At 43.3% G+C, this 13663-nt stretch carries 11 protein-coding genes; all 11 read left to right on the plus strand.

What is annotated here, in order from left to right:
• Window positions 1–8: 8 nt before the first annotated feature.
• The 11 genes from B4Q04_RS17410 to B4Q04_RS17460 all read left to right on the plus strand — a co-directional run bounded on the left by B4Q04_RS17410 (window position 9) and on the right by B4Q04_RS17460 (window position 13622).
• Window positions 9–359 carry a cupin domain-containing protein gene (locus B4Q04_RS17410; RefSeq protein ID WP_013993969.1) on the plus strand — a complete coding sequence of 117 codons (351 nt, stop codon included), beginning with the start codon at window positions 9–11 and terminating at the stop codon, window positions 357–359.
• Window positions 360–364: 5 nt separating this feature from the next.
• Window positions 365–1117 carry an SDR family NAD(P)-dependent oxidoreductase gene (locus B4Q04_RS17415; protein ID WP_013993968.1) on the plus strand — a complete coding sequence of 251 codons (753 nt, stop codon included), beginning with the start codon at window positions 365–367 and terminating at the stop codon, window positions 1115–1117.
• Between the two features lie 459 nt (window positions 1118–1576).
• Window positions 1577–4702: a SusC/RagA family TonB-linked outer membrane protein gene (locus B4Q04_RS17420; RefSeq protein ID WP_088697584.1), complete on the plus strand. Its 3126-nt coding sequence runs from the start codon at window positions 1577–1579 to the stop codon at window positions 4700–4702.
• A 33-nt stretch (window positions 4703–4735) separates the two neighbouring features.
• Entirely contained in the window at window positions 4736–6166 is a 1431-nt protein-coding gene (locus B4Q04_RS17425; protein WP_013993966.1) for a RagB/SusD family nutrient uptake outer membrane protein, read from the plus strand.
• Window positions 6167–6196: 30 nt separating this feature from the next.
• Window positions 6197–7078: a PKD domain-containing protein gene (locus B4Q04_RS17430; RefSeq protein ID WP_013993965.1), complete on the plus strand. Its 882-nt coding sequence runs from the start codon at window positions 6197–6199 to the stop codon at window positions 7076–7078.
• A 44-nt stretch (window positions 7079–7122) separates the two neighbouring features.
• Window positions 7123–8010 (plus strand): polysaccharide lyase family 7 protein, encoded by an 888-nt coding sequence (locus B4Q04_RS17435; RefSeq protein WP_231854760.1) that lies wholly within the window; start codon window positions 7123–7125, stop codon window positions 8008–8010.
• Between the two features lie 241 nt (window positions 8011–8251).
• Window positions 8252–8980, plus strand: a complete 729-nt coding sequence (locus B4Q04_RS17440; protein WP_013993963.1) for a FadR/GntR family transcriptional regulator — start codon at window positions 8252–8254, stop codon at window positions 8978–8980.
• 230 nt (window positions 8981–9210) lie between these two features.
• Window positions 9211–10488: an MFS transporter gene (locus B4Q04_RS17445; RefSeq protein WP_088697585.1), complete on the plus strand. Its 1278-nt coding sequence runs from the start codon at window positions 9211–9213 to the stop codon at window positions 10486–10488.
• A 38-nt stretch (window positions 10489–10526) separates the two neighbouring features.
• Window positions 10527–11282: an SDR family NAD(P)-dependent oxidoreductase gene (locus B4Q04_RS17450; protein WP_013993961.1), complete on the plus strand. Its 756-nt coding sequence runs from the start codon at window positions 10527–10529 to the stop codon at window positions 11280–11282.
• 54 nt (window positions 11283–11336) lie between these two features.
• Complete coding sequence (locus B4Q04_RS17455) at window positions 11337–12377, plus strand: sugar kinase (RefSeq protein ID WP_013993960.1); 1041 nt, start codon at window positions 11337–11339, stop codon at window positions 12375–12377.
• 18 nt (window positions 12378–12395) lie between these two features.
• Entirely contained in the window at window positions 12396–13622 is a 1227-nt protein-coding gene (locus tag B4Q04_RS17460) for a 6-phosphofructokinase (protein WP_088697586.1), read from the plus strand.
• The last annotated feature ends 41 nt before the right edge of the window (window positions 13623–13663 follow it).

Below are 13663 nucleotides of genomic sequence, written 5' to 3' on the forward strand. Positions count from 1 at the left end.
ATTAAACTATGGAAAGTTTTGGATCAAGTAAAGAGTTTTTAATCGGGGACGAAATCCCCTGGGAAACCGTTGGCGAAGGCGTACAACGTCAGATTATGGGCTACGACGATAAGATCATGCTCGTAAACGTAAAATTTGAAAAAGGCGGTATAGGCCCCATGCACGAGCACTACCACTCACAAGTAACTTACGTCGTTAGCGGAAAATTCAAGATGACAATAGGTGAAGAGACCAAAATACTAAAAGGAGGCGATTCGTTTTACATTCCTCCCCACGTAATGCACGGAACCGTTTGTCAAGAAGCAGGTGTATTAATAGATGTTTTCAGCCCGATCAGGGAAGATTTTATGACTAAATAATAACTATGGATTTAAAAGGAAAAATTGCCGTTGTCACAGGCGGAACAAGGGATATTGGCAAGGCCATTTCACTTAAATTGGCAAAAGAAGGAGCCAAAGTAGTAGTCAACTATTACAACAACGAGGCCAACGCAAAGAAAACCCTTGATGAGATAAGGGCAATTTCGGGCGAAGCCATAATCGTTAAAGGAGACATGACCCAAAAGGCCGATGTTGACCATTTGGTATCGGAAGCGATAAAGGCATTTGGAGGTACCATTGACATCTTGGTAAACAATGCCGGTGGATTGGTAGCCCGTAAAAGTATTGCCGAAATGGACGAGGCTTTCTTTAATAAGGTCATTGCCTTGAACCTCAACTCCACCTTTCTGGTCTCACAAGCCATATTGCCCCATATGAAGTCTGGTGCCTCGATCATAAACATTGCATCGCAAGCAGGCCGTGATGGCGGTGGCGGCGGTTCTTTGGCCTATGCCACTTCAAAAGGCGCCGTTATGACCTTTACACGAGGTCTGGCCAAAGAAGTAGGCCCCAAGAATATTCGCGTCAACGCCCTTTGCCCAGGAATGATCGCCACGACCTTTCACGACACTTTCACTACGGGCGATGTACGTAAAAAGGTAGCGGGAGCCACCCCATTGCGCAGGGAAGGTACGGCTGAAGAGATAGCCAATACCGTAGCTTGTCTTGCTTCCGACGAAACTACTTTTATTACCGGGGCCAATATCGACATCAATGGCGGACTCGCCTTTTCATAAGCTAGAACGGCCTCAAATTACCAATATGGCAACTTAGTGCTCCTTTAAGTATTAGATACCTAAAATTAACATCATAAAATTTGACATTAATTTTTTTTTAACAAACTATTAAGTTATATTTGGTAAACCAAATTGGTTAACCAATATGGAAAACCAATTAAAACTTGTAGAAAAAGCTAATACTAATAAAAGAAAAATACTAATGATACCATAGGATATTTTCAATAAAAAAAGGATGGGTGCACGCCCATCCTTTTAAAAAAATTTACTTCATTCTGAAGGGAAGTAATACTAAGAACATGTACACTTTACTATACACGCTCATTACAAAAGTACAAAATTCAGGGACATTAATGAGTAACGTGCACTAGTAAGTTGAAGAACAAATGCGATTCTATACAATCTCATTTAGGTATCGGACCTTAACCGATGAACATTACTAACTTAACATTATTACAAATGAATTTAAAAACTCAACTCACACTAATAGCATTATTGTGTCTCAATATATCGCTATTTGCCCAAGACGGTTACACACTGTCAGGCACGGTTTCCGATGCGGACAATGTTCCAATACCGGGAGTTAACGTCATAATCGCCAATACAACCAAAGGCACCTCAACAGATTTTGACGGATTATTTCAAATAAACGTTTCAGAAGGCGATATTCTTCAATTTTCATACATCGGCTATGTTACACAAACCATACCCATAACGGGCCAGACCGAGTTAAATATAACCATGGCCGAAGACGCCAAACAATTAGACGAGGTGGTGGTTATAGGTTACGGGGGAACCCAAAAGAAATCACATTTGACCGGTTCGATCTCAAAAGTAGTCAACGAAAACCTCGATCAAATAGCAGTAGCTCGTGTCGATGATGCCTTGGTCGGGCAGGTATCGGGGGTAAACATACAAGCCACCGACGGAGAAGCAGGAGCCGCTCCTACCATAAATATCAGGGGTGTAGGCTCTATGGCCGGTGACTCTACCCCATTGGTCGTTGTCGATGGTGTAATTGTAAGTTCAGACTTCCTAGGTTCATTGAACATGAACGATGTAGAGTCTTTCGAGATTTTAAAGGATGCAGCATCATCTGCCATTTACGGTTCAAAAGGTGCCAACGGTATTATCATGATAACCACAAAAGGTGGTGTTGAAGGTAAGACCCGTATCAACTATAGTACCTATACTGGTTTTAAAGAAGCCAGACATAGTGAAGCGTATACCTTTTCAATAGAAGAAACTGCACAAGCCCAATTGGCCGCCACCGGGTCATTATCCGACAGGACAAAATACAAACAACTCATAGGTGTTGACCGTTCTTGGCAAGATGTCATTTTTGACGGTGGTACCATTACCAGTCATTCCCTATCGGCTCGCGGTGGAAGTGAAAAAACCAAGTATAGCACCGCCCTTAACTACTCACATGACGAAGGTGTCTTAATTACCGATGATTTCAAAAAATACGGATTAAGACTTAAAGTAGATACCAAAATAAACGATAAGTTTTCCTTTGGTGTGAACTTCACCCCTTCTTACACAAACAGAAGAAGGTTTGATGGAAGTACCCACGATATATTAAGACAGACCAATTGGCTACCACTTTACCATGATGAAAACACTATTCAATTTGTAAATAGGGTTCAAGATAATGGGGCGTGGGCCGATGTGCAAGTCGGTGATTACGCACAACAATATCATTTTGACGGTTACGACCTCGACGCCGGTGCCCCTGCAGATTCTGGTGGGGTAAGTATCAGTAACACCTCGAATGCCAACCCAGCGGCCAAAGTATTGGAGCGCGAACGTTACGACAAAAAATTCAAAATGTTCGGTAGCGTTTACGGTAATTACAACATTATTGACGGTTTAAGTTTCCGATCTACCCTTTCCGGTTCGTATCAAGACACCAAAAGAACAAGATGGCAAGGTACCCTATCCAGTAGAAACGGTGCCGCAGGCGCCTCAATGGACGAATATTCACAAAAGGAAATCTACCTTATTACCGACAACTTTCTATCCTTTAACAAGAGTTTCGGTAAACATGATCTAAGTGTAATTTTAGGTGTAACCGCTGAAACGAAAAAATCGTTTTATTCACAAATTAGCGGAACTGGTTATACTTCCGATGCCGTTAAGCAAATCACCAACGCCACGACCATTTCAAACGCAGATGCCTTTGAATGGGAAAAGAACGGCCTATCATACGTTTCCAGACTGAACTATGCTTATGACGATAAATACCTAGCTTCATTTAGCTTTAGAAGGGACGGTAGCTCTATCTTCGGTCAAGACTTCAAATACGGTAATTTTACTGCCGCCTCTGTTGGTTGGAACCTTGCCAAAGAAAACTTCTTACAGGATAGTGATATCGTAAGCACTTTTAAATTAAGGGCCAGTTACGGTCTAACAGGAAACGATTTGCTCAACGTAGGTAGTGTTGATCCCGATACCAGTAGTAGTACGAGTTCTTTGAGCACAGGTAATATCTTGGTAGACAACTACCCATACTTGGCCCTTTTAGGCTCAACGACCTATTCCGTAGACGGTTCATTACAAGCGGGCTTCAACCCTCTGAACATAGCCAACGCGGGACTGCAATGGGAGCGTTTGAGAGAATTCAACCCTGGTTTGGATTTCGGCTTTTTTAACAATAGAGTATCGGGGTCCGTTGATTATTACCAACGAACCAGTGACCAACTATTATTGAACAATCCGATTTCAGTGACTACAGGTTTCAACAGTGCCCTTGTTAATTTAGGTGAAGTCAAAAACGAAGGTTATGAAATTGAACTGAGAACAAAGAACATTGTTACAGAAAACTTCAGGTGGGCCTCTACCATCATAGCTTCAACGAACAAGAATACTTTAGTAGACTTCGCCGACTCCAACGGTCAAATTACAAATGTAGACTCTAAAAGGGCAGCAGAGTGGATCAACCTTGAAGGACAACCGATTTCCACATTCTACGGTTGGGTCGTCGACAAAGACATTCCGCTTGAATACTTGAACGATGCTTTCCACCCTGTTGGTGGCGAAGCCCAAGATGTTTACGTAAAGGATTTAAACGGCGATGGTATTATTGATGATGAAGACAAAGCTGCTTTAGGAGACCCATATCCAGAATTAGTCTGGAGTTTCACCAACGAGTTTAATCTTGGCAAGTTCGATTTTAGTTTTATGTTCCAAGGTTCACATGGGGCCGAAATCAGGAACATGGGAGACCAATACCTGTTCAACCATTTCAATTCTTCTCAAGATTTCAATCCTGAAACAACGCCTAACCAAGAATTTATCAAAGAAAAAATCTTTACTGATGATATTATTCAAGACGCTTCGTACGTAGCACTGAGAAACGTAAATATTGGATACAATTTCCCAAAAGACGTTTTGAGTGATTATGGTGTGTCTGGTTTAAGAATATATGCTAGTGGCCAAAACCTTATGTACAAGACGGCAGATGACTATACAGGTTTCAATCCTGAATCCGTAGACAGAACAAGTCCTACAGCTTACGGTTACCAAAGAGCAGGTTCCCCTATATATAGAACGATTTCTATAGGACTTAACCTTGATTTTTAATCAGAACAGTATAAACAAAATTCACGATATATTATGAAACAATTCAAACTAATAACGATGCTTCTGGCGGTAGTCGTATCCTTTACGGCCTGCGAAAAGGACTTCTTGTCTCCCGCACCAACATCAGGGGTATCTTCGGAAACCTACTTCTCTACAGAAGAAGAACTAGAAACCGCTTTGATCAATATGTATGACGGTATTCAAGGAGTAAATTCGACGGATCCCGATGACAGACATGGTATTCAATACGAATTCTACATCACCGAAATGCGGAGCGATAATACCCGTACCAAAAGTAGCGAGGGTGAAGCAGCACAATTCGAAAGTTATAACATAACACCGAACAACGGTATTATTGCCAATTATTACGAGAGCTATTACAACATTATCTATAGGGCCAATGTAGTATTGGACAATCTTGATGTAATAGAAAATGCAGCGACTAAAGCATCATATGAAGCCGAAGCTAAATTCGTTAGAGCCTATGCCTATTTCAATTTGGTGCGCCTCTATGGTGATGTTCCTTTGATAGATAGGGTAGTCGGACCTTTGGAAACCGATATTCAATTTGCCCGGGTTGCGGCATCTTCTATATATGACTTTATAAAGAGTGACTTGTCCACTGCAGTTGATGGGCTAGACAACACCTACCGCACAAGAGCCTCCAAAGCTGCTGCACAGACCCTTTTGGCAAAAGTATATTTGACCTTGGGAGAAAACTATTCAGAAGCCCAAACCCTATTGGAAAGTGTAATGGCTTCAGGCTATTCCTTAGAACCCGACTTTGAAGACGTATTTTACAACGAAGAAAACAATGAAGTTATCTTCTCGATAGGCTACCTTCCAAACCTAAGTTCAGACAGTCAAAACTTTTCAGCCGAATGGTTGAACGGTGTAGGTAGAACTTCTGGGGTGAACTATGTAACCAGTGAAGCCGTTGCCGTATTAGATGAATTTGGGGGTGATAGGACCGCGGTCTCATATAGGCCTGACCCTTCGCAGGTAGGTCAGTATCAGGTAACCAAATACCTTCCGAACGGCGAAGATGGCGGATCGAATGGGAAAAGCTTTGATAGCGACCCAACACTTGCTGGCAACGATTGGATCGTAATCCGATACGCCGATGTACTTCTTCTCCATGTAGAAGCTATTATGGCCGGTAGCGCCAGCACTACCGCTTCAAAAGCTTTGACCTCGTTTCAGGCTGTACGCGACAGGGCGGGGCTTACCGACCCGGTTACCGAAGTTACAAAAGAAGATTTGTTGTTGGAAAGAAGGGTCGAATTGGCCTTCGAGAATCATCGTTTCTTCGATTTGGTTCGATTTGGTCAAGCGGAATCCGTTTTTTCCGCCTTCTCCTCAGCGAATAACCTTGGGTATTCTTCAACCGACTTGTTACTGCCTATTCCGCAAAACGAGATTAACCTGAGCAACGGATCAATGAGTCAAAATCCGGGATACTAATCACTTGGTTTACCATAAAAACTGTAAAAAATGAAACATATTTTAAATATCGAAATATTGAAAAACAAGTACTACGGATTTCTATCGCTTGTCGTAATCCTATCCGGTATTGCTTGTGAAGACACCTTCGAGTACGAACTGCCCGAAGCAAATTCAAAGGCTGACCTGACCCCTCCATCGGCAAGCTTTTCAATATCGCCGACCGATGACTTCCTGACGTTTACCTTTGGTAACAACTCCAGTAGTGCTACTGATTATGAATGGGATTTTGGCGACGGTAATACGTCTACAGATGTAGATGGCAGCAATACCTACCCAGATGAAGGAACCTACACGGTTACCTTGACCGCTACCGATAAATTAGGCGTATCAAGTACGGTATCACAAACCGTTGAAGTAGTTGAACCTGAAATTCCACTAGCGATAACACCGGTAATTGGCGGGGCCGCTTTTGATGACGGTGTCGATGACAGTTGTCTTGACAGTAGGGATTGTTGGAGAATTGAAGGGGCGACCATTCACCAAACTACCAGTGACGGGGAAGCCGATACAAGAGGAGCCAAATACCCCTCCGGAAGCGATAATAACCGTGTCACCTATCAAGCCGTTAAAGTTTCCCCGAACACCAAATATGTCTTGACCGCCAGATATGCATTGCAAGCTGACGGAGACAGTGTACGGGCAAGTGTTATCGATGGACAACTGAGTAATTTCAGCGAGTTTGCCGATGCTACCTTATTGGCACAAGAATCAGGAACCGTAAATGAAGGCAAAGGCAACTTTAACACGCTTACGGTAGCCTTCGAAACAGGTGCCAATGGTGAAATAAGCATATTGTTCGACCACGACGGTAACGCAAAAGATTCCTACTTGGATAATGTTGCCATTGCTCCAGTAGAAGAACAACCTTAAATAAAAAAATGCAGTTTTTAAGCAACTTTTTTAGAGCTTGTTATTTGAGTTTAGTTTTGGTTTCTGCCGGAAACTGCCAAGACAGTAATGACTTGGCAGTTGCGGCAAATCATCAAGATGGGCCCTATGCGAATTCAGACACTCCGGAAACCGAGAGTGTCGACATCAAGAAATATAAGTTACCCAAAATAGACCTGAGTCATTGGAAGCTTACCCTTCCTGTTGGAAAACCAACAGAAGTTGAGCCTCCCGAAATTTTGGAATACGCTACGAATGAAGTCGTACGTCCCTATTTCTATAATGATTCCACCGATGGTTCATTGGTATTTTATGCTTTTCCGAATTCAACTACGGCCAACACCAAGTATTCAAGAAGCGAGCTACGCGAGCAAATGGTACCCGGTGACAACAATGTGAATTGGACATTTGAACAAGGAGGAAGGATGAAGGGAACTTTGGCGGTAGACGAAATCACCAAAGATTCCGATGGCAAGTACCATCGAACCATAATCATGCAAATCCATGGCCGATTGACCAACGAGCAAAAAGAGCTCATTGGGGCAAAAGACAACAATGCCCCGCCCATATTAAAAATATATTGGGACAAAGGCTATGTACGGGTAAAGACTAAGGTACTGAAGAACAAAAGCGCTTCGGATCAAGAAATTTTACACGAAGAAGCTTGGGGCGATGATGAGGGATATACCTTCCCCGACTATGTCGGATTTAAAAAGTTCAAACTTGAGGTCAAGGTTTCCAAAGGGAAATTGGTAGTCATTATGAACAATACGGAATATGCGGTCTATGATGATGTCAATATCAAAAGGTGGGGAATCTTCGAAAATTACTTCAAGGCAGGAAACTACTTTCAAAGTAAGGATGAAGGGAGTTACGCCAAGGTGAAATTTTACGATTTAGAAGTTATACACTAGTTGGTTTTTCTATAAAAACGAAGTACCTACTATATAAAATAAGAATTAAAATTATGTTGTTTTGAGTTAGATTGGCAGTAATTTTGCCGACCCGCTCACCACGGGTCGGTAGAATTCTAAAAATCGCTTCAATGCCCCATGAAAGCTGATTTTTATAAAACAAAAAATACTTTTTTAGTAGGTTATTTTTTTATAATTTTAACAAACCAATCTGGTTAACCAATTTTGAACCGCTTACGCTATGAAACTAGAAATATTGACCAAACACGAAAATAGGGATATCCAAAATGGGATCATCGCCAAGATTCGTGATCTTATCAATTACAAAAACCTTGAACCTGGGGATAAACTACCTGCCGAGCGGGTACTCTCAGAAAAGTTCGGTGTTAGCAGAAGTAACGTTCGCGAAGCCATTCAAAAATTGGAATTCTACGGCATATTGAATTCTAAACCCCAAAGCGGGACTTTCATCGCCAATATTGGCCAAATTGCCATGAACGGTATGATCGACGATATTCTTAGCTTGGAAGAGCAAGATTTTAAATCACTGGTCGAAACCCGTATTTTACTTGAACTCAAAACCGTAAAATTAGCGGCCCTCAGAAGAACCGAGGAAGACTTAGAACGCCTTAAACAGGCCTTTAATGCCTACAAAACAAAAATGATAGCCGGTGATGATTGCCTTGAAGAAGATTTACTCTTTCATTTGGCGATCGCTTCGGCAAGCAAGAACAGCACCATGAACACCCTCATGCTATTGATTACCCCCGAGATTATCGTGGCCTATGACCAAGATCGCGTTTGTGATGGCGATGTAGCCTTGGCAGAGGTAAAAAAGCATGAAGACATCTATATGGCCATTAAGGACCAAAACCCACAACTCGCCAAGGAAAAGATGAAATTGCACTTTAGCAAATTGTACGATTACATCTATGGCAAAGACCGTAAAATTAAAATTGGAAAAGGATAAAAGTGCACGATTTATCCTGATCTCAAATACTGAAGGGAAGACTAATAATACTAAAAAACAACTTATCCTATGAAGGTAGACGGCTAAGCCGCCCATGCCATATCCTATTTACATAATACGTATTTAAGTCCCTTAAATACAGGTATCCTGAATTGCTTATTGCCTATCCCCAAAGGACTAGGCCTGCTATTCGTCTGCCTAAATACAATGAATAATTTAAAAGAACGAAGATGAAAGTCAAAGGTTTAAGATGGTGGGTTATCACCCTAATTTGTTTGGCAACGGTCATTAACTATATAGACCGTACCGCTTTTGGTGTTATGTGGCCTGAAATGGGTAAAGATTTGGGTATGGACGAGTCCGACTACGCCATAATGCTCAATGTTTTTATGATCACCTATGCCGCCGGTAAGTTTTTATCGGGCAAGCTCTATGATATCATCGGCACCCGTATGGGTTTTGTGGTCTCCATAGTTGTGTGGTCCGTAGCATCAATTTTCCATGCTTTCGCCAGAGGTTTGGTTTCATTAACGCTCTTCAGGGCCATGTTGGGCTTGGGAGAAGCCGGAAACTGGCCAGGAGCGGTAAAGAGCAACGGTGAATGGTTCCCCGTTAAACAGCGGGCCATTGCACAAGGTATTTTTAACGCGGGAGCTTCACTAGGAAGTGTTATCGCCCCGGTACTTATCGCCTATCTATACGGGCATTTCGGCTGGCGCACCACCTTTATCATCATCGGTGCCATCGGCTTGCTTTGGGTCATTCCTTGGTTGGTTATCAACAAGGCCAAGCCTGAAAACCACCCTTGGATCACCGAAGAAGAACAAAAGATCATCCTTGCCGATCAAATTGCCTTTAGTTCGCCAGAGAAGAAGGAAAAAGGACTTTCGGTACTTAAAATATTGAGTTATAAGGAATCTTGGGGCGTACTCATGTCCCGTTTTTTCATCGAACCGATATGGTGGCTCTTTGTAGGATGGATGCCACTCTACCTCAACTCGAAGTTCGGTTTCAGTATCGAAGAAATAGGATCTACTATTTGGATCTCGTATTTGGGCGGTATGGCAGGAAGTATTGTCGGCGGCTGGTACAGCGGTAAATTAATGGAAACCAAAACGGTGGATGCCGCGAGAAAGATTACCATAACCATTGGGGGCGCATTGATTTTCTTAGGCTTGTTGGGCATCATATTCCTGGTAACCGAAAAGAATCCGATGACCTTTATCTATATCGTGGCTGTCGTACTCTTCGGATTTCAGTTTGCCATTGGTAATATCCAGACCATTTCAAGCGACCTGTTCCGCGGACCCTCCGTGGGCACCTTGGCCGGTTTGGCCGGTACCGTGGCAGCTGTCTCGGTCATCATTATGAACTCTTTGATTCCAATGATAGCATCAGTATCATATACTCCCGCATTTATTGTAATTGCCGTACTGGCTCCCCTAGCGGTACTATCGATCTATGGATTGATAAAGCGGATACGCCCCGTAGAACTTGAGTCAGTTTAATCAAAAAAAAAAAATCATTAACAGTAACTAACATACAAATGAAAAGAAAAGTAGCAGTAATAACAGGAGCAACAGGTGGAATAGGTTTTGCCGTAGCAAAAAGATTAGGGCAAGATGGGTATACCGTTATTTTAAATGGTATAGACGATGAAGCCGGCGCAGAAAGGGTAAAGGAACTTACTTCAGAAGGTATTGAAGCTGAATATTATAGTTTTGATGTTACCAATGAAGAAGCCGTCACCAAGAATATTAAGGCAATTGGCGAGAAATACGGGAAAATAGATACCCTTGTAAACAATGCCGGAGGTCTAGGAGGTCGATCAAGATTTGAGGAAATGACTACGGAGTTTTACCGATCGGTAATGGCACTGAATCTAGATTCTACCTTTTTTGCCTCACGGGCGGCTATTCCTTATCTAAAAAAAGGAGAAGGCGCTTCTATCATAAATTATACTTCAAATGCAGCTTGGACCGCTGGTGGACCTGGAGCGGGAATCTACGGAACCTCGAAAGCGGGTGTTAACACTATTACCAAAGCATTGGCTAAAGATTTGGCCGAATATGGGATTCGGGTAAATGCAGTATCCCCAGGTACCATAGACACCCCATTTCACGCACAGATCAAAGCTACCAAGCCCGAAGTTTTTGCTTCATGGGCCAACAGCATTATGCTGGGCAGATTAGGTCAACCCGAAGATGTAGCCGGTGTGGTATCTTTCCTAGCAAGCAGCGATGCAAAATTCATTACCGCCGAAACCATACAAATTGGGGGTGGGCAAGCTTTAGGAATCTAACCGCTTATATCTAAAATAGCACTTAAAAACAGTAATATAGTAACACGATTTAAAATGAAAAAAGTAGTAACCTTCGGAGAGATCATGCTCCGTTTAGCACCTCCAGGATTCTTACGCTTCTCACAGGCCAACAGCTTTGACGTTGTTTACGGTGGTGGCGAATCCAATGTCGCGGTATCACTCGCCAATTACGGGGTTCCGGTAGATTTTGTTACCCGTTTGCCCAAAAACGACATCGGTGAATGCGCCTTGATGGAAATGCGAAAAAGGGGCGTCAACACCCAAAACATTATTTTTGGTGGCGACCGTCTCGGAATCTATTTTTTGGAAACCGGTGCCGTAAGCCGAGGAAGCAAGGTAGTCTACGACCGTGCCCATTCGGCCATTTCCGAAATTGAACCAGGAATGATCGACTGGAAAAAAGTCTTTGAAGGAGCCGGATGGTTCCATTGGACGGGCATTACCCCTGCCATTTCACAGAGTGCCGCCGATGTTTGTTTGGAGGCCGTAAAAGTGGCCAGCGATATGGGCATTACCATTTCCACCGACCTGAACTACAGGGCCAAGCTCTGGAACTATGGTGGTGACCGCGAGGCCATAATGACCGAGCTTACCTCCTACTGCGACATTATCTTGGGCAACGAGGAAGATGCCGAAAAACATTTCGGGATCCATCCTGAAGGACTTGACGTGCACAAACAAGGCAGTGAGGTAAAGGCCGAGGCTTTTCTATCGGTCTGTAAACAAATGATGAAAAAGTTCCCGAAAGCCAAAAAAGTGATAACCACTTTAAGGGGCTCCATATCCGCATCGCACAACACATGGGCCGGTGTACTTTACGATGGTAAAAAAATGTACGAGACCCGACAGTATCAGATTACCGATATCGTAGACCGCGTAGGTGGTGGCGATTCTTTTATGGGTGGATTGATATACGGCCTTTTGCAATACCCCGAAGACGACCAAAATGCCCTCGATTTTGCCGTGGCCGCATCTTGTTTAAAGCACACCATTAAAGGTGATGCCAATTTGGTTACGGTAAGCGAAGTAGAGAAATTAATGGGTGGCGACGCTTCCGGAAGGGTAGCGCGGTAATTTTTTAAAATAAAAAAGATGGCTTCTAAAAAGTCGATACTGATCATTTGTGGCGGAGGTCCCGCACCGGGCATCAATGCCGTTATAAGCACCGTAGCTAAAATTTTTCTCAAAGATGGCTACCGTGTACTTGGCCTTCACGAAGGTTTTAAAGGTATTTTTTCCGAAGAACCGCAAATCAAGGAATTCGATTTTGCACATGCCGATCGTATTTTTAGTCGTGGCGGATCTACTTTGATCATGAGTAGGTTCAAACCGAGCGACGAAAAGATAAATACGAAACTTTTTTCCGATAACAATGTAAAACTGTTGGTCAGTATTGGCGGTGACGACACCGCCTCTACGGCCAACAGAATTACAGGGTACCTATCAAAAGAGAACATATCGATCTCGAACATACATGTGCCCAAAACCATAGATAACGATTTGCCCTTGCCCGACCGAAACCCAACTTTTGGATTTCATTCGGCCAAAGACGAAGGAGTACGTATCGGTAATACCACATACGAAGATGCACGTACGAGCCAAAACTGGTTCGTAATGTCTACCATGGGGCGCTCGGCGGGCCATTTGGCCTTCGGTATCGCTGCCAGTTGCCATTTCCCGATGATGGTCATCCCCGAAATGTTCAACCAGACCCCCATTACTTTTGACAAGGTGGTACGCTTGATCATATCGTCTATTGTAAAACGAAAGATAAAAAACATCAACTACGGTGTTGCCCTGGTAAGTGAAGGGGTCTTCCACATCATGCCCGACAGTGAGCTCGATCATTGTGGTATCAACTTCACCTATGACGACCACGGCCATCCTGAATTGGGCAACGTGAGCAAGTCACACATCTTTAATATGCTCGTTCAGGTAAAATTGAAGGAACTGGGCATCCATATAAAAAGTAGGCCCGTAGAGCTTGGCTATGAACTCCGCTGTTGCAGACCCATAGGTTTTGACCTTACGCTCTGTACGCTCTTGGGAATTGGCGTGAAAAAGCTATTCGACCAAGGCCTTAGCGGCTGTATCGTTACGGCAAACTCCCGTGGCGAGGTCACCCCCCTGTTTTTGGAAGACCTACAAGGTGAAGACGGCAAAATAGCCCCCCGGCTAGTGGAGGTAGACTCTGAATTTGCGAGGCTCTTCTTTCAGAACATGCACTATATCGAAGAGAGCGACTACGAAGCGGCCAAGGCCTATCTTCCCGACCCCGAATCGTACGATTTCAACAAAATTCTATCCGGAGAAGTGTAAACCGGTGGCCGCTATTGGGCAATAGCCATAAACAAACTTTT

The organism is Zobellia sp. OII3 (assembly GCF_002211465.1).
Taxonomy (GTDB): domain Bacteria; phylum Bacteroidota; class Bacteroidia; order Flavobacteriales; family Flavobacteriaceae; genus Zobellia; species Zobellia galactanivorans.

Bases quoted from the DNA above. Each gene is read 5' to 3' on its own strand.
- B4Q04_RS17410 (WP_013993969.1), top strand. From the start codon at position 9: ATGGAAAGTTTTGGATCAAGTAAAGAGTTTTTAATCGGGGACGAAATC.
- B4Q04_RS17415 (WP_013993968.1), top strand. From the start codon at position 365: ATGGATTTAAAAGGAAAAATTGCCGTTGTCACAGGCGGAACAAGGGAT.
- B4Q04_RS17420 (WP_088697584.1), top strand. From the start codon at position 1,577: ATGAATTTAAAAACTCAACTCACACTAATAGCATTATTGTGTCTCAAT.
- B4Q04_RS17425 (WP_013993966.1), top strand. From the start codon at position 4,736: ATGAAACAATTCAAACTAATAACGATGCTTCTGGCGGTAGTCGTATCC.
- B4Q04_RS17430 (WP_013993965.1), top strand. From the start codon at position 6,197: ATGAAACATATTTTAAATATCGAAATATTGAAAAACAAGTACTACGGA.
- B4Q04_RS17440 (WP_013993963.1), top strand. From the start codon at position 8,252: ATGAAACTAGAAATATTGACCAAACACGAAAATAGGGATATCCAAAAT.
- B4Q04_RS17445 (WP_088697585.1), top strand. From the start codon at position 9,211: ATGAAAGTCAAAGGTTTAAGATGGTGGGTTATCACCCTAATTTGTTTG.
- B4Q04_RS17450 (WP_013993961.1), top strand. From the start codon at position 10,527: ATGAAAAGAAAAGTAGCAGTAATAACAGGAGCAACAGGTGGAATAGGT.
- B4Q04_RS17455 (WP_013993960.1), top strand. From the start codon at position 11,337: ATGAAAAAAGTAGTAACCTTCGGAGAGATCATGCTCCGTTTAGCACCT.
- B4Q04_RS17460 (WP_088697586.1), top strand. From the start codon at position 12,396: ATGGCTTCTAAAAAGTCGATACTGATCATTTGTGGCGGAGGTCCCGCA.